At 49.1% G+C, this 25,772-nt stretch carries 23 protein-coding genes; 19 read left to right on the forward strand and 4 right to left on the reverse strand.

What is annotated here, in order from left to right:
- The 4 genes from ACYVFD_RS01475 to ACYVFD_RS01490 all read left to right on the forward strand — a co-directional run bounded on the left by ACYVFD_RS01475 (position 1) and on the right by ACYVFD_RS01490 (position 5,359).
- The gene (locus ACYVFD_RS01475; RefSeq protein WP_461087807.1) at positions 1-2,412 is read left to right on the forward strand and encodes a TonB-dependent receptor; all 2,412 of its coding nucleotides are present in this window, start codon (positions 1-3) and stop codon (positions 2,410-2,412) included.
- The gene (locus ACYVFD_RS01480) at positions 2,412-3,557 is read left to right on the forward strand and encodes a DUF4249 domain-containing protein (RefSeq protein ID WP_461087808.1); all 1,146 of its coding nucleotides are present in this window, start codon (positions 2,412-2,414) and stop codon (positions 3,555-3,557) included. Before ACYVFD_RS01475 ends, ACYVFD_RS01480 begins: the two co-directional genes overlap by 1 nt.
- Before the next feature lie 72 nt (positions 3,558-3,629).
- The gene (locus ACYVFD_RS01485) at positions 3,630-4,622 is read left to right on the forward strand and encodes a glycosyltransferase family 9 protein (protein ID WP_461087810.1); all 993 of its coding nucleotides are present in this window, start codon (positions 3,630-3,632) and stop codon (positions 4,620-4,622) included.
- A gap of 119 nt (positions 4,623-4,741) precedes the next feature.
- The gene (locus ACYVFD_RS01490) at positions 4,742-5,359 is read left to right on the forward strand and encodes a hypothetical protein (RefSeq protein ID WP_461087812.1); all 618 of its coding nucleotides are present in this window, start codon (positions 4,742-4,744) and stop codon (positions 5,357-5,359) included.
- 31 nt (positions 5,360-5,390) lie between these two features.
- Here the strand turns inward: ACYVFD_RS01490 and ACYVFD_RS01495 are convergent, their stop codons facing one another.
- Together ACYVFD_RS01495 and ACYVFD_RS01500 are read right to left on the reverse strand one after the other, a co-directional pair.
- Entirely contained in the window at positions 5,391-6,452 is a 1,062-nt protein-coding gene (locus ACYVFD_RS01495; RefSeq protein ID WP_461087814.1) for a glycosyltransferase family 9 protein, read from the reverse strand.
- A gap of 74 nt (positions 6,453-6,526) precedes the next feature.
- Positions 6,527-7,129, reverse strand: a complete 603-nt coding sequence (locus ACYVFD_RS01500) for a DUF4254 domain-containing protein (RefSeq protein WP_461087816.1) — start codon at positions 7,127-7,129, stop codon at positions 6,527-6,529.
- A 274-nt stretch (positions 7,130-7,403) separates the two neighbouring features.
- On the opposite strand from ACYVFD_RS01500, the gene ACYVFD_RS01505 reads away from it, so the two are divergent.
- The 4 genes from ACYVFD_RS01505 to ACYVFD_RS01520 all read left to right on the forward strand — a co-directional run bounded on the left by ACYVFD_RS01505 (position 7,404) and on the right by ACYVFD_RS01520 (position 15,591).
- The gene (locus ACYVFD_RS01505) at positions 7,404-8,027 is read left to right on the forward strand and encodes a TetR/AcrR family transcriptional regulator (protein ID WP_461087818.1); all 624 of its coding nucleotides are present in this window, start codon (positions 7,404-7,406) and stop codon (positions 8,025-8,027) included.
- Positions 8,028-8,257: 230 nt separating this feature from the next.
- Positions 8,258-10,585, forward strand: coding sequence for a hypothetical protein (locus ACYVFD_RS01510; RefSeq protein ID WP_461087820.1), 2,328 nt, complete (start codon positions 8,258-8,260; stop codon positions 10,583-10,585).
- Between the two features lie 15 nt (positions 10,586-10,600).
- Entirely contained in the window at positions 10,601-14,269 is a 3,669-nt protein-coding gene (locus ACYVFD_RS01515; protein ID WP_461087822.1) for a BamA/TamA family outer membrane protein, read from the forward strand.
- 23 nt (positions 14,270-14,292) lie between these two features.
- Entirely contained in the window at positions 14,293-15,591 is a 1,299-nt protein-coding gene (locus tag ACYVFD_RS01520; protein WP_461087824.1) for a Pycsar system effector family protein, read from the forward strand.
- Positions 15,592-15,671: 80 nt separating this feature from the next.
- On the opposite strand, the gene ACYVFD_RS01525 is transcribed toward ACYVFD_RS01520, so the two are convergent.
- Complete coding sequence (locus tag ACYVFD_RS01525; protein ID WP_461087826.1) at positions 15,672-16,574, reverse strand: hypothetical protein; 903 nt, start codon at positions 16,572-16,574, stop codon at positions 15,672-15,674.
- 299 nt (positions 16,575-16,873) lie between these two features.
- Positions 16,874-18,088, reverse strand: a complete 1,215-nt coding sequence (locus ACYVFD_RS01530) for a molybdopterin molybdotransferase MoeA (protein ID WP_461087828.1) — start codon at positions 18,086-18,088, stop codon at positions 16,874-16,876.
- Between the two features lie 103 nt (positions 18,089-18,191).
- Between ACYVFD_RS01530 and moaC the strand changes: the two genes are divergently transcribed.
- The 11 genes from moaC to kdsA all read left to right on the forward strand — a co-directional run bounded on the left by moaC (position 18,192) and on the right by kdsA (position 25,768).
- Positions 18,192-18,674 carry a cyclic pyranopterin monophosphate synthase MoaC gene (moaC, locus tag ACYVFD_RS01535; RefSeq protein WP_461087830.1) on the forward strand — a complete coding sequence of 161 codons (483 nt, stop codon included), beginning with the start codon at positions 18,192-18,194 and terminating at the stop codon, positions 18,672-18,674.
- Entirely contained in the window at positions 18,667-19,245 is a 579-nt protein-coding gene (locus ACYVFD_RS01540; RefSeq protein ID WP_461087832.1) for an NTP transferase domain-containing protein, read from the forward strand. The genes moaC and ACYVFD_RS01540 overlap by 8 nt, the downstream gene beginning before the upstream one ends.
- A 43-nt stretch (positions 19,246-19,288) precedes the next feature.
- Positions 19,289-19,891: a DUF6992 family protein gene (locus ACYVFD_RS01545; protein WP_461087834.1), complete on the forward strand. Its 603-nt coding sequence runs from the start codon at positions 19,289-19,291 to the stop codon at positions 19,889-19,891.
- Between the two features lie 90 nt (positions 19,892-19,981).
- Positions 19,982-20,767: a nucleotidyltransferase domain-containing protein gene (locus ACYVFD_RS01550; protein WP_461087835.1), complete on the forward strand. Its 786-nt coding sequence runs from the start codon at positions 19,982-19,984 to the stop codon at positions 20,765-20,767.
- Positions 20,768-20,896: 129 nt separating this feature from the next.
- Positions 20,897-21,370 carry a nucleoside deaminase gene (locus tag ACYVFD_RS01555; protein ID WP_461088602.1) on the forward strand — a complete coding sequence of 158 codons (474 nt, stop codon included), beginning with the start codon at positions 20,897-20,899 and terminating at the stop codon, positions 21,368-21,370.
- A gap of 143 nt (positions 21,371-21,513) precedes the next feature.
- Positions 21,514-22,719, forward strand: coding sequence for a DegT/DnrJ/EryC1/StrS family aminotransferase (locus tag ACYVFD_RS01560; protein WP_461087837.1), 1,206 nt, complete (start codon positions 21,514-21,516; stop codon positions 22,717-22,719).
- On the forward strand, positions 22,719-22,934 hold the full coding sequence (locus ACYVFD_RS01565; RefSeq protein WP_461087839.1) for a DUF4160 domain-containing protein: 216 nt from the start codon (positions 22,719-22,721) through the stop codon (positions 22,932-22,934). The genes ACYVFD_RS01560 and ACYVFD_RS01565 overlap by 1 nt, the downstream gene beginning before the upstream one ends.
- 12 nt (positions 22,935-22,946) lie before the next feature.
- A complete protein-coding gene (locus ACYVFD_RS01570) occupies positions 22,947-23,255 on the forward strand; it encodes a DUF2442 domain-containing protein (protein WP_461087841.1) in 309 nt (102 codons plus the stop codon).
- A 19-nt stretch (positions 23,256-23,274) separates the two neighbouring features.
- Positions 23,275-24,378, forward strand: a complete 1,104-nt coding sequence (locus ACYVFD_RS01575; protein WP_461087843.1) for an iron-containing alcohol dehydrogenase family protein — start codon at positions 23,275-23,277, stop codon at positions 24,376-24,378.
- 28 nt (positions 24,379-24,406) lie between these two features.
- Positions 24,407-24,904, forward strand: a complete 498-nt coding sequence (gene lspA / locus ACYVFD_RS01580) for a signal peptidase II (protein WP_461087845.1) — start codon at positions 24,407-24,409, stop codon at positions 24,902-24,904.
- Positions 24,905-24,916: 12 nt separating this feature from the next.
- Complete coding sequence (gene kdsA / locus ACYVFD_RS01585) at positions 24,917-25,768, forward strand: 3-deoxy-8-phosphooctulonate synthase (protein WP_461087847.1); 852 nt, start codon at positions 24,917-24,919, stop codon at positions 25,766-25,768.
- The last annotated feature ends 4 nt before the right edge of the window (positions 25,769-25,772 follow it).

Genomic DNA, 25,772 nt, shown 5'->3' on the forward strand with positions numbered 1-25,772 from the left:
ATGCGGTTATTACTTGTACTGTTAGTTTTTAATTGTGTACTCAACGGAGCTTTTGCCCAGCAAAAGCCGAACGCCAATACCGCTTCAGCTACCTTTTCGGCTACAGGTTATGTGAAGGATGCCAAAACTGGTAAACCCATTCAGGGCGTAAACATTGTCGTGCTGAATGTATCGAAAGGTTATGTAACGGCCAAAGATGGGTTCTATACGGTGCAACTGCCTCCCGGTAAGTATGTGCTGCGGTTTTCGCATGTAGGCTACCGAACTCGCCAGGATACGATTGCGCTGAACAATACACTCTTTCGTGAAGTGACGATGGAAGACGATTCCAAAGACCTGGAGGAAGTCGTCGTTACCAGCGAAGCCCCCGACCGAAACGTGCGCAAGGTAGAAATGGGGGTTTCGCAACTGACCATTCGAAGCATACGGCGGATTCCACCACTGATGGGTGAGGTCGATGTGGTGCGGAGTCTGCTGTTGCTGCCGGGCGTAACGACAGTGGGCGAAGGGGCTCCCGGTTTCAACGTTCGGGGGGGAAGTACCGATCAGAATCTGATTCTGTTCGATGATGCGCCGGTTTTCAATTCAGGGCACCTGATGGGATTCTTTTCGGTGTTTAATCCCGACGTGGTACGCGACGTGACCCTGAATCGGGGCGGGGTAGCGGCTGCTTATGGCGGACGCGCATCGTCGGTGCTGGATGTGAAAATCAAAGAACCCGATGCCCAAAAATGGGGAATTAACGGGGGGATTGGCCTGATTTCGAGTCGATTGGGGGTAGAGGGACCCATTGTCAAAAATAAGCTGTCGTTTTTGGCAGCCGTACGGGCTTCGTTCAACGACTTTCTGTTTAAGCTGGCTCCACCCAATCTGCGCGGTACCACGGCCAATTTTTACGATATAACGACAAAGCTCAAATACCAGCCCAGCGAAAAGAATACGATTACGTTTACGGGCTATGTCAGTACCGATGTATTCAAACTGGCGTCCGATTCGTTGTCGGGTCAGGAAATCAATGCTTCCTCGACAAAGTTCAATTACCAGACATTGACTGGATCGGTTCGCTGGAACTACTTTATGAGCAAGCAGTTGAATCTGGCCACATCGGTTATTTTGAGCCGCTATCAGGCCGATCTGTCCGCGCCGGATTCGGCCAATGCGTTCAACCTGAAATCGGGGGTTTGGCACCGGCAACTCAAGTCGGATCTGACCTATACGCCCAATGAAACGCATCAATGGCAGGCCGGGATTAGCGCCATCGACTACTCCATTCAGCCGAATACCCGTATTCCTGGGCCGCACTCCAATATACTGCCAATAGATATTGCTCGCGAGCAGGCGTATGAACTGGCCGCGTATATTCAGGACGAGTGGAAAGTGAATCCTGATGTATCGCTCATTGCCGGGCTACGCTATTCGGCCCTGCTGAATAGGGGACCGGCTACGGTACGAACGTATCAGGAAAATGGCCCGCGCCAGGACGAAACCGTGACGTCGACAAAGACGTATGATGCCGGTAAAATTTACAATACAATGGGTGGGCTCGAACCCCGGCTGGCATTGCGGTGGTCGGTAGGAGAGGGCAAGTCTGTTAAAGTAGGATATAGTCGGTTGCGGCAGTATATTCAGCAGGTGACCAATACCACAGCGGCCCTGCCCACCTCGCGCTGGCATTTGAGCGATCTTTATACCAAGCCTGTCATTGCCGATCAATGGTCGCTAGGCTATTTCCGAAATACGCCCGACAATGCTTTCGAAGTGTCGGGCGAGGTATATTACAAAACGCTGACCAATGCTATTGATTATCGCGATGGTGCCGAACTTCAACTGGCGCCGGTTGTCGAAACGCAGATTGTGCAGGGCAGCGGCCAGGCATATGGATTGGAGGGATTGATGCGGAAAAATAAAGGGCGCTGGACAGGTTTTGTGAGTTACACCTTTGCCCGTACATTTCTGACCATGAATAGCCAGTTTGCCAGCGAGCGGGTCAATAACGGCAATCCCTATCCTGCCAATTACGACAAACCCCATACGATCAATATTCTGGCTACCCATCGCCCCACAACCTGGTTCAGTATGTCGCTCAATTTTACCTACAGTACGGGCCGACCGACTACGCAGCCAGCCGCTATTGCTCGGGTGGGTGGTGCACAGGTGCCAATCTATCTGGATCGAAATCAACAGCGTGTACCCGATTACCACCGGCTGGATTTCTCGATGACGTTTGAGCCGAATCCGGAAAAGAAAAAGCGGAATCAGAGTAGCTGGGTGTTCTCGGTTTACAATGTGTATGCTCACAAAAACGCTTACTCCATTTTTTATAAGTTAAGCCCGGCTTCGGCAAGTGATGCTTACAAGCTATCCATTTTTGGTACGGCCTTTCCATCTTTGACCTACAATTTTAAATTCTAATGAAACGATATATTCAAAGATTGAAATCGGTACGCCGACCGGAGCGAATGAGTAAGCGAGTGAAAGGCCTGCCGGATGACATTCGCTCTTTCACTCTTTCACTCTTTCGCTCTTTCTTTTGGCTTATATTCGTCGCTTCGTGCGTAACCGAGTTCCAGCCCGATGCGGTCAGTATTCCTGTTTCGCTTGTTGTGGAAGGGCAGATTACCGATCAGCCGGGACCCTATATGGTTAAGTTGACCCGAACGGCCGACTATTCATATAAAAGTTTGAATTTACTCGAAACGGGAGCTACGGTAACTATTTCGGATAATCAGGGTAATCAGGAAGTTCTGAAAGAACAGGCTTCGGGCGGAATTTATATGACCTCAGCAACTGGTATTAAGGGGGTAGCAGGGCGTAGTTATAAGCTCACCATTCAAACGAAAGCAGGAAAAAAATACGAATCTGATCCCGAAGTGTTAGTGGCCGCCCCACCTATTCAGAAAGTATATTACGAGTATACGGTTGAGCCTGGAAGCTCCAGTTTGGCCAAACGACAGGGATGGAATGTGTATCTGGATACGAAAGATCCAGAAGCGTCGGGCAACTTTTACCGCTGGGACTGGGCAAACTATGAATTCACGGCCGTCTGTTTTAAGCGAGAAGTGCCCAATACGAATACCCTAACGGGGCTGGGTTGCTGCTCAAATTGCTGGGATATTAACCGGTGCTATAATTGTATCAATGTTACGTCAGATGCCAATATTAATGGGCAGTCCATCAGTCGGCAGTTTATTATGCGGGTGCCGTACAAATCAAAAAGTAAGTATTACCTGGAGATACAGCAACAGTCGTTAAGCAAAGGAGCCTATGATTTCTGGAAGAGTGTTCGTGGATTAGTGAATAATACAGGCGGCTTGTTTGATGCGGCTCCTGCGTCGGCTCCCGGTAACCTGCGTTGTGTAAGCGACCCGGCAGCCACAGTATATGGCTATTTTGGTGCAACCGGGCTTTCAGAGCAGTATATCAATGTTGACAGAAGCAATGGACAAGGCCCCCCCGATGCCGATCCTCCGGTCAATATTCCTATTCCATCGAACTGTGTAGTTTGTCAGAATAGTTTATACAGAACCCCTAATCAGCCGCGCTGGTGGCAATTTTAATTCAACATTTGACTTAGTAAGCGGTTTTGTGACTTAGTATAAATCAGATATTTTTGTAGAAATGATGGTAGCATGACTCGCCCGATTAAAATATTGATTTTGCAGTTTTCCTCGATCGGCGATGTTGTGTTGACGAGCCCAGTTTTGCGTTGCCTGAAGCGGCAGCTTCCTACTACTGAACTGCACTATTGTACTAAACTGGCCTATCAGTCTATCATCGATTATAACCCATATCTTACCGGCCAACACTACCTTGATGGCAATCTGTACGCGCTGATTCGTGAGCTTCGGACGGAGCAATTCGATTATATCATTGACCTTCAGAACACATTCGTAACCAGCCTCATCAAAGCGGCTGTTGGTTGCCGTTCCTACAGCGTTGAAAAGCAGACGTTTCGGCAGTGGTTATATGTTCGGTGGAAGATCAATGCTATGACCGAGCAGCACATCGTCGATCGGTTTATGGCAACCATTCAACCACTGGGTGTTGAGAATGATGGTCGGGGGTTGGACTACTTTATCCCCTACAAGGATGAGGTTGAACTTAACTGGCTCCCTGAAACGCACCAGCACGATTTTGTGGCCTACGCTATCGGCGGACAGAGCCCAACCTGTCGACTTCCGGTACTACGGATGATTGAGTTGTGCCTGAAAATCAACTATCCTATCGTTCTGCTTGGCGATAAAGCCGATCGTAAAATCGGTGAGCAAATTGTCAAAGCTATTGGTGAACGGCAGATTTATAACGCTTGTGGCCATTACAACCTGAACCAGTCGGCATCGCTTATTCAGCGGGCGCGAGTTGTATTCAGCCATGATACGGGGCTAATGCACATAGCCGCTGCGTACCGTAAAAAAGTATATTCGATCTGGGGCAGCACGACTCCTCAATTTGGGTTTTATCCCTACAAAACTCCTCACGTCCGGCTCGAAACCCTCGGCCTGGGGTGTCGCCCCTGCACAACGGGCGGGTCAGGCAATTGCCCCATGAAGCACTTCAAGTGCATGAACAATCTCTCGTTCGATTTTGAGGTAAAAGAACTGCGGATAAAGAAAAATTTTTGAGTGAGAGGACTCTGAAGAAGGGTATTAGTCGTTGTTTAGTAAACGAATGTAATAAAATTGCTTATATTTGGGGTGTGAGTATCATAGTATGCTCCAATATCAATCTGCCATTCATCCATATGACCCCTGAGAAGCGCCTTAACCAAATTGAGCCTGAATTGGCTGAAGTAATTCAAAAAGTTGACCGATTAATCGAGTCGAATGGGAAAATCATCGAGGTAGTGGTTGACACCCAAGCTGAACTCACTGACACCAAAGTGACGGTTAATGAAGTTCAGCAAACTGTCAATCGACTAGGGGGAGAAGTGGGCGAAATAAAACAAACGGTTAATCGGCTCGATGGAGAAGTGGGGTCAATAAAACAAACCGTTACTCGTCTTGACGGAGAGGTAGGCGAAATAAAACAAACCGTTACTCGGCTTGATGAAACTGTCACCCGCCTTGATGGGGAAGTGGGTGAAATAAAACAGACTGTTACCCGTCTTGATAGAGAAGTGGGGTCAATAAAACAAACCGTTACTCGGCTTGATGGAGAAGTAAGCGAAATAAAACAAACGGTAAATCGGCTCGATGAAAAAGTAGAGAGCGTTAAAATATCTGGTGAGAGTACCGCCCGTGCTGTAGCTAATCTTACCGTAACTACTCAGCATCAATTTGATGATTTAAGGGCCAAATTTGACGAACTAAAATCCGGGCAGGATTTGATTCTACAAATTTTACACGAGAAGCTCCTTTAATGATATTGATTAATTAAAAACTGAGACTTCATTAAACGCTTAAGCGAAGCATCTGCTGTACTCGATCAGCGACAGCCTCTACGGTAATCATTTGTAAGCAGGCTAAATCGCCACGCCAACAGGGTTTATTGCCAAAAACAGAACACGGACGACAGGTAAGCACATCGGTAGAGACTTGTAAAATGGCTTCATTGCCCTGGCCCCAGGGGCCAAAACCTGCATCGGGATGGGTAGCCCCCCAAATCGACAGGACAGGCACACCACTTAATGCCGCCAGATGCATATTCCCCGAATCCATACATAGCATTCCGTTCAACCGCTGGATGAGCAGCAGTTCAGCCGCTAAGCTGAGTTTACCCGCCACCAGAACGGCCTGTGGAAACTGCTGCTGTACCGTATTCAGTTGAGTAATCTCCTGCGAGCCACCACCGAATAGAAAAATGGTAATCGGTGTACTGGTATATAATTGGCCAAGTAAAGGGGCTACCCGTTCGAATGGCCACATTTTTTGCTCGTGTTGGGCAAAGGGGGCAATTCCCAACCAGCGGGTGCCAGCAGGAATCGACTGTTGAGATAAAAAAGCGGTTAGCTCTTCGTTGGCAGATGCGATTGGTTGAAATTGAAACGGTTGAGCCGGTTGTAGAGTGAATCCCGCCTTATCGAAAACCTGTGCATAGCGTTCAACCGTATGCGGTAATCGACGTCGTATTTTAGCCTCTTTTCGAGTCAGTTCTTTTTTCGCTGCCCGACCTTTATCAATCGTCACCGATGGGGTGCCTACAACCCGAAAAAGACTTTTCAGTACACCAGAACGCAAATTCTGATGCACATCGACAAGAACGTCAAACGGCCCAAGTGCACGGAGTTCATTGAATAGCTGAACGAGCCCCTTTAGCCCTTTATGTCGCCCCTCGAAATCGGCGCCAACTACACGTACATTTGGGAACTGAGCAAAAAAAACAGCAAATTTTTGCCTGGTCACCAGGGTGATGTCAACATTCGGGTAGCGTAATGTGAACGCCTGTAGGACAGGAGCCAGCAAGGCCACGTCACCCATCGCCGAAAATCGAAGCAGAAGAAGACTCTTTTTCACTGTATGCTATAAGATGTAGGGTGTATGATGTAGTAGGAAAAGGCATACATCCTACATCCTATATCATACATAACCTACGACTGTCCGTAAAGAATGGGATTCAGCGTTGGGTCGTTGTACATTTTCATTTGCCGATAAACCTTCATGTACCGATCTCCATTCTGAATGTCCTCCACCAATTCATCGAAACAGCGAGCCAGATCGGCTTCCTGTTCAAGCAGGACGACCAGTTTTTGCTGGGCTTTCTGGCGGTGTTCGTCCGATACGTCCGGGCGGTCGACCTGTTCGCGGAAGTGATACAGCTTCAACTGTAGAATCGACATGCGGTCGAGGAGCCAGGCTGGCGTTTCGGAATTCATACGCGCCGTCGGTTTGGGTGTGGCTCCGGCAAAAAGGTCTGAAAACCAACTGTCAATTAACTCCACTGTATCGGTGCGATCCTGATTCGACTGATCGATCCGGCGTTTGACCGCTACTAGCTCGCTGGGACTTATCGTTGGACTGCGGATAATATCTTCCAGGTGCCATTGGACCGTATCGATCCAGTTTTTCTGATAAAGAAGATAGGCGACGCCGTTGGATGAATAAGGGTTATTGATAGGCGTATCGACCTGATCGGTCAGGTGATAGTCCTGAATACTCTGGCGAAAAATGTCGTTTGCAAACGTGGCGTTCATAGTCAATCAATCAACTGCAAAGATACAGCTTTTCGTGGGTTATGCTTTGCCGGAATACCCTGACAGTGTACCGGGGAGTTTATACTGATTGGCTACAAATAAGCTGTAGGAATAATTTATCGGGCGTTCAATAGGCCGCTCAACGGGTAAAATCGACCACCAATCCATTATCAGAACTCGTAAATGAACCTTTCCCGAAAATTTAAACGTTTGTTTAAAACAAGCGTTAAAGCGCTGCCTAAACCTGTAGATTGATCGCTTAACCATTACGTTTATGCACTGTAGTCCCTCAAAAAGTACGGAAGAGCGAATTCGGGAAGCAGCCCGCCGGGTCTTTCTGGAGAAAGGATTTGACGGCACTACCTCGCGCGATATTGCAGATGCAGCTGGGATCAACATCGCCCTGACCAATTACTATTTCCGGAGCAAGGAAAAGTTGTTTATCAGCATTTTCGATGAGCTGATCCAGTTGTTATTTGGAGGGATGATCTGCATCCTGAACAAACCGATTGGGTTGCGCGAGAAAATAGCTGAACTGGTTGAGCATGATTTTCAACTGATGAAGAGCAACCCGAGCCTTTCCATATTCGTCATGAACGAGATTCATCGGAATCCCGAACGTATGGCGAATGCCGTGGAGGCCAGGAAGCAATTTCAGCAATCCGTTTTTGATGAGCAGCTTCAGCGGGAAGTTGCCATGGGTAATATACGACCTATTGAAGCGATGCACCTGATGGTGATGATCGTTGCCAATATTCAGTTCCTGTTTGTCAGTAAGGCCATGCAAATGCGACTTTGGCACATGAGTGAGGCTGATTTTGATGTATTTGCCAACCGGCACAAAGACATGGTTGTCGATATGATTACCAACTATTTATTCACATTTGAAAGCGTCTGATTTTTACTAGTTAATACACCAGTTTCTATGACTATCCGCTGTTGAATACTGTTGCACGTACCGTCAGAGTACGAAGTTCTTCTCTGATAAAAACATCCCGATGCCTGCCTTAGGTGTATATGTAATCGAACGTAGGCCAGCGATTGCCCGCCGTGTTTAACGACAATTCAGTCAATTAACCGAACCATTCTGATGCGTTTAGCCGACTGGTTCGTAACCATACATCCTCTATGGAAGCACTTTTTACTGTACCGCCGGTTGTTGATCTGCCGGTTGATTTTCGGCTTTCATTTCGGCCGTTTGTGGCCTTTCTGAAAGCTCAGCAACAAAAATTTTCCTCCGCTACCGAGTTGTCCCGGCTATATGGGTATCTGATCGACAGGTTTACGTCGATGGATGCGCTGACCGATTCTCCAGAGCTTCGCCTGAGCGAGACGCAGGTAACCGAGCTATTTCAGTTGGTGAGTATAGCCATGCTCCCGCTTTCGCAGACTCGGCCAATTCCCTTTGCGTTTGGGCTGCCTCTTCCTCTGACATTTTATCATTATTCTTCGGCTTTTAAAACCTTGATCCAGCAGGTACCTGAGTTTCTGCAAAAAGGACCTGATCAAATCCAGTGGGAGAAAAAGAAATTTTACCTCTATCAGCTGATTCTGGACCGGTGTTATGGTATCGCAACCACTGAGACCTGTGGGCCAACCATGCGTTTTGAAAAGGAGCAGGATGGCCTGATGCGTTATTATCGGATGGAGGTCGATGCATCGTTTTTCGAACCGCGAATGGAAGGGGAGTTGCCGCCCCTAAAATCAGCCTGGGTCGATTTTGCCAATGGAGTAGGTCCTTTGCCGGAAGGTGATGATGCCCTACCATTGGAACGGTTTACATTCGAAGGCTTTTCCTTTTTCCAGATCGAAGACATCACCGAAACCGAAACTATTCGGCAATTGGAAGATGTGTTTGTGCATCTTCAGTCGGATACGGAACCCATGATTTACCGCCGGTTCGAAACGGCCATGCGGAATCTGTGCGGTCGGCCGGATTTGCAGATTAGTCTGATGCCGATGCCACAGATCAACGGGCATTTTGTACACCATCCGGAAGGGAAAAAGCGCAGCATTTTTATGCGGCATGCGGTCAATCCAATGGACGAGTACAACAATCCGGAAACGCAGGCGCTGGCGACAAAATTGATGAATAACCCTACCCCACATGTATTTGCTGGTCTGCGTGGTTTGCCCGAGAAGGAAGCTAAAGCGTTGGAGGAGCGGGGTATTCGGAGTTTGCTGGTGTATCCGATCGTGATGGCCAACGAGGAGTTTGGCATTCTGGAAATGGCCAGTTCACAGCCCGATGCCTTTGATGATAGCGTACTGAGAACCATTGAACGCATTAAGCCGCTGGTGCAGGAACTGCTTCGGTATCAACTGAACCAGTTTAAGGCCGAAATCGAACAACTGGTTCGGACCAAGTTTACGTTGTTACAGCCTGCCGTCGAGTGGCGATTTTATAAAGAGGCCTGGGAAGAGCTACGGCGTATTCATTCGGGCGATTCGACGGAACAACTGACACCCGTACGGTTCGAGCAGGTGTATCCGCTCTATGGAGCAGTGGATATTCGCAACTCATCGGTTGAGCGACACAAGGCCGTTCGGCAGGATTTGATCGATCAATTGGTGGCAGTTGAGTCCATTTTTATGCACGCCAATTTTCCTCCACAGCAGGAGCGGCCTGAGCAACTTCGGCTTGAGAATTATGCCTGTCAAATCAAACTGAAAGAGAGTATGGCCGCCGAGGACGAGCAGGAGATTGGGCTGTTTCTGGCCAATACGATCAATCCGTATCTCCGTCAGCTTGTGCAGGATCATCACGCACCTTTGTCCGAACTAGAGGCTTATTTTGCACAGATTGATCCTGGTACCGGCTTGTTCAACCGGGCGCTGAAGCGGCATGAGCTGACCATGGACAAGCTGAATGCAACGGTAAACGAATACATCAATCAGGAGGAAAAGCAGTTACAAACGATCTACCCGCACTACTTTGAACGGTATCGTACCGACGGCACGGAGTATACGATCTACATTGGGCAGTCCATCGCCCCTGATAAACCCTTTGCCCGGCCGATTCATCGGCAACTGATCGAGTGGCAGTTGTCGTCGATGGTGAAAACCGCCCGTCTGACGCATAAACTGCTGCCTGAATTGCCCTTACCCCTGAAAACGACGCAGCTTATTCTGGCGCATGCGAACCCCGTCGATATTGGGTTTCGGCACGACGAGCGTCGGTTTGATGTAGAAGGCTCGTACAGCATCCGGTATGAGGTCGTTAAAAAACGGATCGACAAAGCCCTGGTCGAAGGAAATGGCCAGCGCCTGACCCAGCCCGACACTATAGCTTTGGTCTACAGCCACATCTCCGAAATTGGGGACTATATCACACAAATTGAACACCTACAGGCAAGTGGCGATTTAAAACCTGAGATCGAATTCCTTAATCTGGAGCCAATGCAGGGCGTATTTAACCTGAAAGCGCTTCGGGTGGGCATTAATTACAAGGCGTAACCACAGTCCGGAACCATGAAACGAGTACAAAAAGCAGGTTATGGGCTGGTTGGTTTGCTATGCCTTTTTAGTCATATTTTTTCGTATGGACAGGGGCCGACAGCCTCTGCAGTTGCCAGCGATTCGATCCGCCAGCGGGTGATTCTGATCGGGGATGCCGGACGGTTGCGGCACGGTAAAAATCCTGTTGTGGATGCGGTGTCCAGCCGCTACAACCTGAATGACACCCGTACAACCCTGGTCTACCTGGGCGATAATGTGTATACCTACGGCCTCCCCGAAAAAGGTAGTCCCGATTACGATTCGCTGGCGGCTGTACTGGCGTATCAAGCGCGGCCTGGAGTTGGTAAGGCTGGAAAGGTGCTCTTTATTCCGGGCAATCATGACTGGTCGAAAGGGCGGCTGGATGGTTGGGAACGTATCAAACGGCAGGGGGAATGGCTTGATAGCCTACAAGTACCCAACATTCAGATGGTGCCAGCGGGCGGTTGTTCCGGACCGGAGGAAATACCCTTAGGGAATAATCTGATATTGGTGATTGTGGATACTCAGTGGTGGCTGCACCCCTATGCAAAACCGGGCGTTGAATCGGACTGTGCCTGTAAGAGCGAAGATGAAGTATTGGCTCGTTTGTCGGATATTGCTTACCGCAACAAAGGCAAGGGAATTATTCTGGCAACGCACCATCCCATGCGTAGCTACGGTATTCATGGTGGCTATTATACCCTGAAACAGCATATTTTTCCGTTAACGGAATTCTCTTCGGGTCTGTACATTCCATTGCCCGTCATTGGCTCTATCTATCCATTGGTCCGGGGGGTATTTGGTAATATTCAGGACCTGCCCAATCCCAGCTACCAACTGATGGTGAAGGCATTCGAACGTGCCATGGCCCCCGCGCCGAACGTGGTCTTCGTGGCCGGGCATGATCATGCCATACAGCATATAGTGGATGGGTCGCGAAACTATATCGTAAGTGGATCGGGTATTAACCGGGAACGGGTAAAACAGGGTAAAATGGCTCAGTTTGTCAGCAGTGAGTGGGGCTATGTTGTACTGGACTTACTGGCCAATGGCAAGCTGAACGCTACTTTTTATACGGTCGATGAACAGGCGAAGGCGACCGAAGCGCATACGGCAACGATTTTTACGGTTCCTCCCGTAGCTGATTCGGTAACGACAAACCGGCAGCGCCCAAACTGGCCTGATAGTGTACAAGTGGCCATTGCGCCTGAATACGACAGTGTAGGGCGAGTCCATCGCTGGCTGTTGGGGAATAATTACCGAAGTGAATGGGCGTCGACCGTTACATTGCCCGTTTTCGACATTATGCGGACGATGGGCGGGTTCAAAATTTTACAGCGGGGGGGAGGTTTTCAAACCAAATCGCTGCGAATAGAAGACTCCAGCGGGCGCGAATGGGTATTGCGAAGCATCCAGAAAGACCCGGCTAAAGCACTGCCACGGATATTGCAACAAACCATTGCCAAAGATGTCTTGCAGGACGAAATATCGGCGGGTTACCCGTTTGCCCCCTTAGCCGTACCCACGCTGGCGAAAGCGGCTGGTGTTCCTCATGCCAACCCTCGCGTCGTGTATATTCCCGACGATCCGGCGCTAGGCATTTATCAGGCCGATTTTGCGAATGGTGTCTTTTTATTTGAAGAACGCAGCCCCGGTGATAGCAAGTCGATCAGTACGCCCAAAGTGCTGGATGCGTTAGAAAATGATAACGACAATCGAGTCGATGAAAAGGCTGTACTGCGGGCGCGGATGCTCGATTTGTTCATTGGCGATTGGGATCGTCACGAGGATCAGTGGCGTTGGGGAAGTCGAAAACAGGACAAAGGGAGATTATATTACCCCATCCCCCGCGACCGTGACCAGGTATTCTTCCGGGCAAACGGACTGTTACCAACGATCGGTTCCTTACCCTGGATACAGCCTAAATTTCAGGGATTCACGACTAAATTGCCGAACGTAAACGGGTTTATGTTCAACGGCCGCTATTTCGACCGACTGTTCTTGCATGGTCTGACCGAACAGGATTGGATAGTGGAACTTAAGAAACTGCACGATGCATTGACGGACGAGGTGCTGGAACAGGCCATTCGTCAGTTGCCGGAAGCGTCCCGAAAAAAAACCGGACAGAAACTACTGGAAACGCTTAAGTCTCGTCGGGAGTGGCTCTTGAAAGAGGGATTGACTTATTATCACTTTTTAGCCAAAGCAGTCGATATTCCCGGATCGGATAAGGACGAATTGTTTCGTATTGAGCACCAGCCCGATAATAGACTGACCGTTTCCATATTCAAAATAACCCGAAAAGGGGTAGACGATTCGCCATTGTTCAGTCGGGAATTTGATGGACACGAAACGCAGGAAATCCGGCTATTTGGTCGAAAAGGTGACGACCGATTTGAGGTAGTTGGAAACCAACCCGCACACATTCGCGTGCGGCTGATTGGGGGTAAAGGTGACGATGTGTTCTCGGTAGAGGGGCAACCTGGAAAACCCATGGTATATGATATGCGGACTGAGGCCAACGTGCTTCCTGAAGCGTCCGGCTTTATTGATCGCCGTTCAACGAGCAAAGCAGTTAACCAGTATGACCCGCATGCCTTCAAGTACGATCGGCTGGCTCCATTGGCAACTATTGGGTTTAACCCCGATGATGGCCTGATTTTGGGGGCAGGTGTACAATGGATCAAACAGGGCTTTCGGAAAGCACCTTATGCGGCCATGAACCGCCTGATGATTACCCGTTCGCTGGCTACCGAAGCCATGTCGATCAAGTACGACGGTATTTTCACCGACCTGATCAGTAAAAATGATCTGTGGCTCAGTGCATTTTCAAAAGCGCCCGACAATGTAACCAACTTTTTCGGTCCTGGCAACGAAACCATATATGATCAGAGCCGTTCGATTCGCTACTATCGTACCCGTTATGATCTGATTAACGTCGCGGCTTTGCTAAAACCCGAAACGGGCAATCATATGGAGGTGTCGATTGGTCCTGTTTTTCAGCATTTCAGCCTGAACAGGGATGATAACAACGGGCGTTTTATAGAAAAGTATCTGGCCGATCTGCCCCCGCAGGAGCGTTTTCTACGGCAGGAAAGTTACGTAGGTTTACAGGCTGGATTGCTGATCAACAACCGAAACAACCCGGTCCAGCCCTCACGCGGTCTTCACTGGAATACGACGGTGCTGGCGCTACAGGGATTCGATGAGCACAGCAACAACCTGCTCCAGTTTCGTACGGATCTGAGCATTTACACCAGCTTTAGCCCAGCCGCCCGCTTTGTGATTACCAATCGAATCGGTGGCGGACTAACCTATGGTAGTCCAGCGTTTTTTCAGTTGTTATACCTGGGTGGGCACGACAACCTGCGGGGATTCCGAACGTACCGGTTTGCGGGTAATCACATGATTTACCATAACATCGAAGCGCGGCTGAAACTCTTCAGCTTTAGGTCATTTCTATTTCCGGCTAGTGTGGGCCTATTGGCGTTCAACGATGTGGGCCGCGTGTGGCTCAATGGCGAATCGTCTCATCGCTGGCACGACGGCTATGGAGCCGGGCTTTATATGAGTCCTGCTCAATTACTAACTGTTACGGCATCGGTTGGTTTTTCCGACGAATCAACCTTACCTTACGTGTCGCTCGGTTTCCGATTCTGATTGCTCCGAAACTCCAATACCTTATGACTCCTGACCTCTTAACTCAGACCGAAACCTACGTTACCCAGTTCTTTACCGACCATCTTACGCCCGATTTTACCTACCACAATCAGGCGCATACACAGGAAGTTGTACAGGCTGTCGATCAGATAGCTCGGTTTTATACGCTATCCGAATCGGATTATCTGACGGTTATGGTAGCGGCCTGGTTTCATGATCTGGGTAATCTGACCGGACTATCGGAGGGACATGAAGACCGGGGCGCAGTACTTGCTGCTGGGTTTTTACAGAAAATGGGCGCATCGATGGAGTTAATAGAACAGGTGCAAACTTGCATTCGGGCCACCAAAATGCCCCAATCGCCCAACAATCGACTGGAGGAAATCCTGTGTGATGCTGACCTGTTCCATCTGGGTAGTGAAGATTATCCCGATTACCAGAAACGACTTCGGAAAGAACAGGAACATCGGTCAGGCATGGAGATTTCGGGGAAATCCTGGCGGCAGCAAAACATTGCTCTCCTCGAAAGTCATCGCTACTTTACCGACTATGCACAAGAGCGGTTAGCGGCCGGGCAGGCTGAAAATCTCCGACGATTGCTAGAAAAGCAGGCTGAGAAATCCGCCGAAAAAGAGGCTAAGGCCGAAAAAAAGGAAGTCAAGTTGGAGCAAACTGATAAAAAAAATCCTGGTACCATAATTGAACCTGCCCCGGTTGCCGACGCAATAGAAATTCCCGAGCCATTGATCTGGAAAGAACCAAAGGAAAAGAAGAAAGACAAAGAGAAGGATAAGCGCTCAGATCGGGGCGTCGAAACCATGTTCCGAACCACGTCAACCAACCACATGCGCTTGAGCGAAATCGCTGATAGTAAAGCCAATATCATGATTTCGGTCAATTCGATCATGGTCTCGGTGGTTGTATCGGTACTGCCCCGTCGGATCGAAGAAAACCCATATCTGATGGTCCCCACCACGCTATTCCTGATTACGTCGGTCTTAACCATCGTGTTTGCCATCCTGACCACCCGACCCAACGTCAGTCATGGTACCTTTAGTCACAGCGACATCGAGCAGGGCAAGGGGAATTTGCTGTTTTTTGGGAATTTTTACCAGATGAGCCTGGGTGAGTATGAATGGGGGATTCAGCAACTGATGAACGACAGTACCTACCTCTATAACTCGATGGCCCGCGACATCTATTACCTGGGTCTGGTACTGGCAAAAAAATACAAGCTGCTGCGGGTAGCCTACAACATATTCATGTTTGGCTTTATCATTTCCATTCTGGCCTTCCTGATTGTTTTCCTGATTAAAAAGTAAGGGGCAGATACAGAACTTCCCGAAAGTTCAGAACTTTCGGGAAGTTGACATCGCAAAAGATGGTTTATTTCGGCAACCAATTACATCCGGCCCGCCAGCATTTCGACAATGTATTGGTACGAATCGGTGGCTAACTTCTGATTGATAGTTTGGTCCCAGCGCTCACGCTCGGTAACCCGGCCATCAGCATTCAGCGTGTATTTGTACCGATAGTTAAACAGAACCTGGTAAGGGCTGCTTTTTATCCGGCTGATACTCTGAACAAGGTGCTTGTGGAACTTGCCGAAAATGGGTAGAAACAGAAGCTCGGTTCCCTGGTCCATCATGTTACTGTCGAAAACGGTGTACAGCGGGTTTTGTGGGTGATAGTCCGTTTGCATCGGGCCGTAACCTGTGTAGCTGTACAGGTTCTGATACTCAATGGTTGAGTCGTACTTCTGCGTTACCATCGACAGTTCGCCGTCGGCATTGTAAGTGAACTCGGTTGATGTATGGCCACCGCCTTCTATGTGAAACTCAACCAGGTGTTTGTTGACGAACTTATACCCAACGTAGTACTCTTTCGTAACGACACCGTTGCTGTCGTAAAACCGAACCCAGCCCAAATTGGCTGTGTAATCCTGATTCAGACTGATCACATTGACTTTGTATTTTACCGGTACGCCACTGTTGCTGGAATAACTGGTTGCTTTTACATAAGAGGGGCTCACACCGTATTCATACTCAGTGTAAAGGTTGCCGCGTTTTACTTTTATCAGCTTGCCATCCGCGTTATACGATAACTCATAAGGCCCTTCCTTAACCAGCGTATATTTTTTGGTCGCTACCAGAATATCGCTCTGAACAGCCACATCGCTGCCGGCATTGGTATTGGTCACTTCAGGGCTTACAGGGGTAGGCAGGACATCTTTTTGGCACGAAACTAAACCGGTACCTAGTACAAAACTTACTGCAAACAGGGTAATCTTAAAAGGGGAGTTCATTGTATTTGTTGTGTTTGAAATAGAATTGTGAATGGTGGTTAATCCACTGTTTTGATTGAACACAACAAAGGTAAGGGCATGGCAGAGCAGCTTGCCAGCTTCAATCAACAACTGGTAGTATTGGCCGAATAACTGGTGGGGAAAATTGGACGGATTGAAGATTGGCTGTTGCGACACGTAATTAAACTAATCGGAAAGTTATCGGCGCAGAACAGAACTTCCCGAAAACTCCAGGCTTTCGGGAAGTTAAAACTGGTATTTATTTACTCGAAAAGTGCCTTTACAAGGTCATGCCTGTGTTAAACAGACGTTGGCCATACCCGAAAGGCTTCACCAATTCCGAAGGCCGACTGTTCGGTAGGTAGTTCCATAAAGCCATCGGCGGCAAGTAGGTTGGCAAAATCGGCAGAGCCGGAACCGGGCAGGGGATGGGCCATCGTTCGGCCGTCGGGGGCAGCGGTGAGCCGAACAGGCAGGAAGTAAGTGAGGTTAGGCTTAAAAACGACCGACTGGGCTAATTGAGCGTATAGTGCTGGGGCTGGAGCTAACCCAAGTGAGGTCCGCAAATAGGGAATAACATAGCGATAGGCGCACAAAACGGTCGAAACGGGATTGCCCGGAAGCGCGAAAACCGTTCGATTTGGATAAGCCGTGTCGGTTGACGAGGTACCAAACCAGAGCGGTTTGCCGGGCCGTTGCTCGATCTTATGAAAATGCTTCTGGATACCCAGTCGCGTCAATACATCGGGCACAAAATCAGCTTTCCCGGCCGATACACCCCCACTCAGAATCAGCACATCGTTAGTTGCCAACAAATTCTGTATTTCTGCTTGTAAGACTTGTTCATCGTCGACAATATGATGCAGTGTAGCTGTAATGCCCAGCGAGGTAAGTGCCGCCCGCAGCATGTACGTATTCGATCGGCGAATCTGGTGGGGGAGGGGCGTATCACCCACATCCACCAGTTCGTCGCCCGTAGAAATGAGTGCCACACGCGGAAGGCTAGAAACCACAACGGTTGATTTGCCGACGGAAGCCGCTACGGCAATGGCCGATGGACTCAACAAAGTGCCTACAGGCAGCAGTTCATCGCCAGCCCGCCGGTCAACAGCCTGGAGGTGAATGTTTTGGCCTACCGTTATATCATCAATAGTAATTGTCGCCTGACCGTTGGAAACGCTGATGTCTTCATAGCGAACAACCGTATCGATTCCTACTGGCAGCATGGCTCCCGTCATCACTTCCAGGCAGGCTGTTGCATCGGCGAGGGTTTGTTGAGGTTGTCCGGCAAATTGCTGCCCACTAATCCCGAACGTCCGTTGCCCGGATGCATAAGCCGAAAAGGCTATCCCAATCCCATCCATCGACACGCGGTTAAAAGGCGGAAAATCACGGTCGGCAAAGATCGGTTCACGTAGGACTCTGCCCAGCGAATCCATCAGTGGGATAGTCTCGGTAGGTAGGGTAAGTAGGTGTTGTTGAGTTATGGCAAAAGCGTCGGCAACAGAAAGCATATGAGTAATGGATAATGAATAATGGATAATGTAAAGGTACAAAGGGACGAACCGTATTCGATTTTTCATTGTACATTGTACATTATCCATTATTCATTCAATTATGTTTTCGCACCTTAACGCCGAAGGAAATCCCGCCATGGTTGATGTTGGCGGCAAAACCGTATCACGCCGAACGGCCCGCGCCCGTAGTATTGTGACGCTTGGCCCCGACATTATGCAGCATCTGGCTCCATCAGGTTCGGCAGGTACCGAGATTACCACGAAAAAAGGTCCTGTCTTTCAAACGGCCATCATTGCCGGAACGATGGCGGCCAAACGGACCGATGAACTGATTCCACTTTGCCATTCGCTGGGGCTCGATAACTGCCAGATCACGATAATCACTGAAGGGACTGATGCGATTGTGGACTGCCTGGTATCGACCGAGGGAAAAACTGGCGTGGAGATGGAAGCGCTGGTTGGCGCATCGGTAGCGGCTTTGACGATCTATGATATGTGCAAAGCTTTTTCGCACGACATTGTGATCAAGGAAACCAAGCTCATGGAAAAAACGGGCGGTAAACGGGACTTTCGACGTGAGTAAACTGAATGGACTTATCCTGACGGGCGGGCGTAGTACGCGTATGGGTACGGATAAATCGCAGTTGATCTATCATGGTAAAACCCAACGCGATCATTTAACCGAACTGCTCCGACCCTATTGTAGTGTGGTATTCTGGTCGGTGAATACCACGCAGGAAACCGAACTGGAAATGGCCGGAGCTCTTCAGCTTCGGATCGTTGATCGGTACGATTTGCCCGGCCCGATCAACGGTATTCTGTCAGCCTTTGCCTATGATCCAAATGCGGCCTGGTTTGTGGTTGCCTGCGACATGCCCTTGATAAGCGTCAAATCGATCGATGCGCTGGTCAAAGGGCGTGATCCAGCTAAACTGGCAACCGTTTTTTATGACTCGGACGGCCAGTTGCCCGAACCATTACTGGGTATCTATGAACCCGCTTTCGGCCCTGTTCTGCATGAGGCCGTTGAGAAGGGAGCCTATTCACCCCGTCAGATTCTACAACAAAATGATATTCATCTGCTGACGGTACCTGATGCACAGGAGTTGACTAATATTAATGATCCCGACGAGCGCGAAAAACTTGGACTATAAACAATTGGTTTGCCTGGGAAACAGGTAATTAAACCAATCCGTTATGAGCGTATTTCGTCATTTTCTCCTGGCTGCTGGCTCAATGCTGCTGGGACGCCCAACTACTGCCCAGCCAATAACAACCGATTTAAGGGAATTTACCGATCAGCGCATTCATCATCAGAACGTGCTTGGTCTTACGCTAGGCGGTTACGCGCTGGCGAACATAGCCGTTGGCAGTATTGCGGCTGGACAAACGGTAGGCGAAACGAAGTATTTTCACCGAATGAATGTGTATTGGAATCTGGTCAACCTGGGTATTGCCGGAGTGGGTTTGCTGGGCTCCCGTAAGCAACAGGCAGGTAATGAAACAGTAAGCGAGGCAATTCGGAAACACGAAACCATGAAGCAAATCTTACTGCTCAATACCGGGCTTGATGTGGCGTATGTGATTGGAGGAGCTTATCTGCGTGAGCGTGCGGAAACACATCCTGACCAGGCCGACCAACTTCGAGGGTATGGAAAATCTATAATGGTACAAGGAGGCTTTCTGCTGGCTTTCGATCTGGTCAATTACATCATCTTCAAAAAGAGAGGGGATAAGCAGGAACGTAGGCTACTCGCGGTGGGTCCTGATGGTCTGGGCATCAGATGGGTTGTTCGATAAGAATCTGAGAATACGAAGAAAGCGAACCGTCTCCTGAACTAATCTATTTACCTCGTCGTTCTGCGATAATTTACTAGTCGCAATGAGCCAATGCCAGCCCCATTACAACCCTTTCAGTCATTTATTACAAACGCCATTACTGTAGTTCAGCAAGACCCCGAAGCCGTCGGATTAGCCGTCGGTGGTTCCTGGGCATCGGGCGATATGGACGCCTATTCCGATCTCGATCTGGTCCTGGTCAGCAATCAGCAGATAGCTCCAGACGTGGCAAACATGCAGGCTTACGCGGCTAAATTCGGATCAATACTGGCGTCGTTCCGGGGCGATCATGTTGGCGAACCCCGTTTGTTAATTGCCCTTTACGAGTCGGCGTTATTGCATGTCGATATTAAATTCGTAACACCAGGAGAATTTCATCACCGTGTCGAAAATCCAACGATTCTCTGGGAGCGAGACGGCATCCTGACCTCAATTATCCAGCAAACTACAGCTCAGTACCCTCCGTTCGATTTTCAGTGGGTCGAAGATCGTTTCTGGATCTGGGCGCATTATGCCGCCCTGAAAGTAGGTCGTGGTGAATTCTTTGAGGCTATAGATTTCCTGGCTTTTGTGCGTAATGCGGTCATCGGGCCCATGCTTCATCTGAACAATGCGAGTTTGCCAAGGGGTGTTCGCCGGGCCGAAACAACGTTTGGCACCGACGAACTAACCCGATTGCGTAAGACTGTTTCGATGCCTGACCGAATGACGCTATTGAGCAGTTTGTGGGAAGTAATGTACCTGTACGAATCGTTGCGGGATACGCTGGCTCCCGACACATTCCGTAAAAATAATGCCGCTCAGTTAGCGGTTACCAAATATCTTGCAGCCCTTTAAAATTGTCAGACGTAGTCAAGGATGGTCAGGTATGGTCAAGTGTTGTCAACGAATGAAAGCTTATACAACACTTGACCATACCTGACCATCCTTGACTACGTCTGACAACTCTTGACAATAAATTCTATGATGAATCAGGACGAACTCTTTTTGCGCGAGGCTATCCAACTGGCCCGCGAAGGTATGAACAGTAATCAGGGCGGGCCTTTTGGCTGTGTGATTGTTCAAAATGGCAAAATTGTTGGGAAAGGCTGCAACCGGGTTACCTCAACCAACGATCCGACGGCCCATGCCGAAGTAGTAGCAATCCGCGATGCCTGCCATCATCTGGGAACTTTCCAACTGGATGGGTGTACGCTCTACGCTTCGTGTGAACCATGTCCTATGTGCTTAGGGGCCATTTACTGGGCCCGACCTAGCCGGATTGTTTATGCGGCTATGCACGCCGATGCTGCTAATGCCGGTTTCGATGATTCATTTATTTACAAGGAACTGGAAAAAAAACACGAAGAGCGCCATATTCCCATGCAGCAGTTGCTGCGCGACGAAGCCGAGCAGGTATTTCGGGAGTGGGTAGCGTTGGATAAGCGAATACCGTATTGATTGTCATTAGGTGGTCATTATTTGTCATTTTTCGTTTATTACTCACCCTGGAATATCAATTATTGACCATTAATGACAATCAAATGACCACCTAATGACTACTCGGTAGAAAACCGTACTTTTGTAAAAAAATAGTTTACGTCATGCCAGGAATGGAATTTTTTGGAGCGGCTGAGCGCAAGGAAATCAACGATGTGCTCGAGACCGGTATCCTGTTTCGGTATAATCACGAAGCGCAGCGGAACAATATCTATAAAGCCCGCGAATTTGAGGCTGAAGTAGCCAACGTGGTAGGGGCGAAATATGCCCATGCGGTATCGAGCGGCTCAACAGCTGTATTGTGTGCGCTGGCTGCGGCCGGTATCGGTGCTGGTGATGAGGTGATTGTACCGCCATTTACCTACATCGCTACGGTCGAAGCGGTTCTGATGATTGGTGCCTTACCTGTTTTTGCCGACATCGACGAAACACTTTGCTTAAGTGCTGAAGGAATTCGGAAAGCCATTACGCCCAATACCAAAGCCGTTTGCCTGGTACATATGTGTGGTCAAATGGCCGATATGGATGCGATCATGGCCGTTATCAACGAGCACAATCTGGTACTGGTTGAAGATGCCGGTCAGGCAATGGGGGCTTCCTTCAAAGGTGTTTCGACGGGGCTATGGGGCAAAACCGGTGCCTATTCGTTCGACTTCTTCAAAATCGCAACGGCGGGTGAAGGGGGGATCATGGTCACCAACGATGAAACCGCTTACAAACACGCTGATTCCTACTCCGACCATGGTCACGACCACATTGGCTCCAATCGCGGTATGGAACAGCACCCAATCCTGGGCTTCAACTACCGGATCAGCGAGCTACATGCGGCAGTAGGACTGGTGCAAACTCGCCGGGTTCCCGAAATTATCCAGAAAAATAACGTTCACAAAAAGCGGCTGATGGAGCTTCTGGCGACTGTACCGGGGGTATCGTTTGCTCAAATTCCTGATGCCGATGGTGACTCGGCCACTTTCCTCAACCTGTTCCTGGAAGATACCCAGTCGGCTCAGCGTACGGTTGCCGAGTTGAACGCAGCGGGTGTCGGCGGGTTCAACTACTGGTTTGTCAACATGTATCACTTCATCAACCAGTGGGATCATATCAAGGAAATGCGGACAGCATCGGCATTGGCGGTTGAGAAGTTCGGAGCGCCACAGGACTATAAAAACCTCGATATTCCGCGTGCGCAGGCTGTGATCGGCCGGTTGATTTCGTTCGGCATTCGGGCTTCCTGGACGGCAGAAGAAGTAGATAAACTGGCTACCGCGATCGAAACTGCTGTTCGGAAAGCGACCCTGGTAGAAGCGTAATGCCCACGTTATTTATTAACGCTGGTCTTCGCTTCTTCTTTGTTATGTTCGATCTGATAAATGAACCTTTCCATATTCATATAGGTGATGGTGGGCGTAAGCTCTGTAAATATTGGATTTTTGCCGATGGTACAATTGAGCTTGCTGACTCAAAAGGATTTAAACAGCGCGAACTGAACGATATTGAAGCGACGTTAGTCTCTCAATGGCTTTAATTCAGGAAGCTTATGGCAACTATTGCACAACCAACCGCCTTGCTGTCAACTACAAAACCAAACAGAGTAGCTGAAGCAGTTCCTATTGCTGACCTGCCGGTAATTACGAATGTTTGGGTGGATGATACTCGGGTACATCTGGACCTTGAATATGGTCGATCCATTGCGTGGCCATTTGCGTGGTCGTCAGTTTTGGCTAAAGCGACTCCTGAACAACGGCAACATTTTTCGTATTCGGCATATCATATTTTTTGGGATGATATCGACGAAATTATTGGTATAAAAAACGTTTTGTACCCTCTTGTCCAACGGGCTGAATAACTGCCCGTTCTGATAACACATGGTAACTGCACAGACACAAACCACGCATAAAAATTTCAAAGGCATCGAAAAGACCGTTTTTGGTCGGGGAAGCTTTTCCCAGCTCGATGACATCCTGGCTCCTCACCGGGCCGAAAACGAACAGTATTTCGTTTTTCTGGTCGATAAGTATTTCAAAGGCAAGCCGCTGGAGGAACGAGTGCCAGCTCATCCCGAAGACCTGACATATTACATCAGTGTTGAAGAGCATGAGCCAACAACTGATCAGATCGATCAGCTTCGGGATGAAATTCTAGCAAAAAAGGGTCTTCCTTCGGGGGTGGTGGGTATTGGGGGCGGTAGCATCATGGACATTGCCAAAGCCCTGTCGCTGATGCTCACCAATGAAGGTTCGTCTACGCTGTACCAGGGACTGAACCTGATCAAAAAGCCGGGTATTTACCATGTTGGTGTACCAACCATTTCCGGTACAGGTGCTGAAGTGTCGATGACAGCCGTACTGACTGGCCCTGTAAAGAAACTTGGTCTCAAATGCGAATGGACGGTGTTTAATCAGGCTGTTCTTGATCCCGAACTGATCGCCACTGTGCCACGCAACTGGTGGTTTTACACCGGTATGGATACCTACATCCACTGCGTGGAGTCGGAGAACGGTCGGATGAATAACGCGTATTCGCATGCCTACGCCGAGCAGGCCATGAAACTTTGCCGGGAGGTGTATCTGGGCGAAAATTCTGGTCAGACACCCGAAAACGACGATAAGTTGATGGTGGCTTCGCTGATGGGAGGTTTAAGCCTGACCTATTCGGAAGTGGGTGTTTGCCATGCGTTAAGCTATGGCCTGTCGAAAATTCTGGGAACTCGCCATTGTTATGCCAACTGCCTGATCATGAATCACCTGGAAGACTATTATCCAGAAGGCGTGGCCGAGTTTAAACAGATGGTAGAATACCACCAGATCGACCTACCACAGGGATTGTCGAAAGACTGGGACGATGAAACCATTACGAAGATGGCCCATGTGTCGTACAATCTGCCTCATATGTGGCTGCACGCTATTGGCGACAATTGGCAGGAAGTCATTACCATCGATCTGTTGAAAGATTTGTTCCGCCGGTTGTAATTAAACGTGTTCAGGTTGTTCGCTACCCATGAAAAACGCAATCAGAATCTTCCTCATTGTCCTTACGGTTTCGATAAATATCGGCTGCGATCAGGTATCGAAAACCATCGTACGTGGCAAGGTCAATTATGGCGAAAGCATTCCGTTGCTGAACCGCCATGTAACCCTGACCAAAGTTGAGAATTCGGGTGCGTTTTTGAGCTTAGGTGATGCCTGGCCTCCGCTGGTCAAAAACACATTGCTACTGGTACTACCCATATTGGCACTTCTGGGTGGGTTAGCTTATCTGCTTTTATCAAAGAAAGTTTCCCGGTTATTTGTCCTGGGAGCCTGCTTTATTATTGGAGGTGGCATTGGCAACCTGATCGACCGGGCGGCTTATGGTTCCGTAACGGATTTTTTACATATGCGTTTGGGGCCCTTTCAAACCGGCATCTTCAATATGGCTGATGTATCGGTCATGGTAGGTACCGGATTTATTTTGCTGAATTCCTTTCTGAAGAAGGATACGAGCCAGTTTACTTAAAACGACAGAGAAATGTCACAAAAAATCGTTCGCGTTGGCGATATCGAGTGCGGAACTGATGATTTATTCCTTATCAGTGGCCCCTGTGTTATCGAAGACGAAAAAATCATGATGACCGTAGCCGAGCAACTCCGCGAAATTCAGGAGCGTGTCGGTATCAAAATTATTTATAAATCATCCTTCCAGAAGGACAACCGCTCCAGTCTGAACTATTACAACGGCCCTGGTCTGGAAAAAGGCATTCAGGTGCTGGCGAAGGTAAAGGAGCAATTCGGTTTCCCACTCCTGACCGACGTACATTACCCTGACCAGTGCGCTCCGGTTGCCGAAGTAGTCGATGTGATTCAGATTCCCGCCTACCTCTGTATGCAAACTATGCTGGTGACGGCCGCTGCCAAAACCGGACGGGTTGTCAACATCAAGCACGGGCAGTTTCTGGCACCGGAGAACATGAAGCACCCGGTCAAAAAAGTTGAAGATTCGGGCAACGATCAGATCATCCTGACCGAGCGCGGTTACACCTTTGGCTACAATGATCTGGTGGTCGATCCACGTAGTTTCTACCACATGGCGCGTACTAATTATCCTGTCGTATTCGACGTAACTCACGCCATTCGGAAGTACGGTATTCCATCGGCCGATGCCAAAGGCGGTGCTCGTGAGTACCTGCCCGTACTGGCTCGCGCGGGTGTCGCTGCGGGTGTCGACGGCTTGTTTGTGGAAACGCACACCTGTCCATCCGAAGCCCTTTGTGATGCGGCTAGTCAGCTGGACATTCGTTATCTGGAAGAGTTCCTGAAGCCCCTGCTCGAACTCCACGCCGTTGAAGTAAAATACCGAAACACCTTGCCAGAACTGGCCTAGAAAG

It is taken from the genome of Spirosoma gilvum (genome assembly GCF_054776815.1).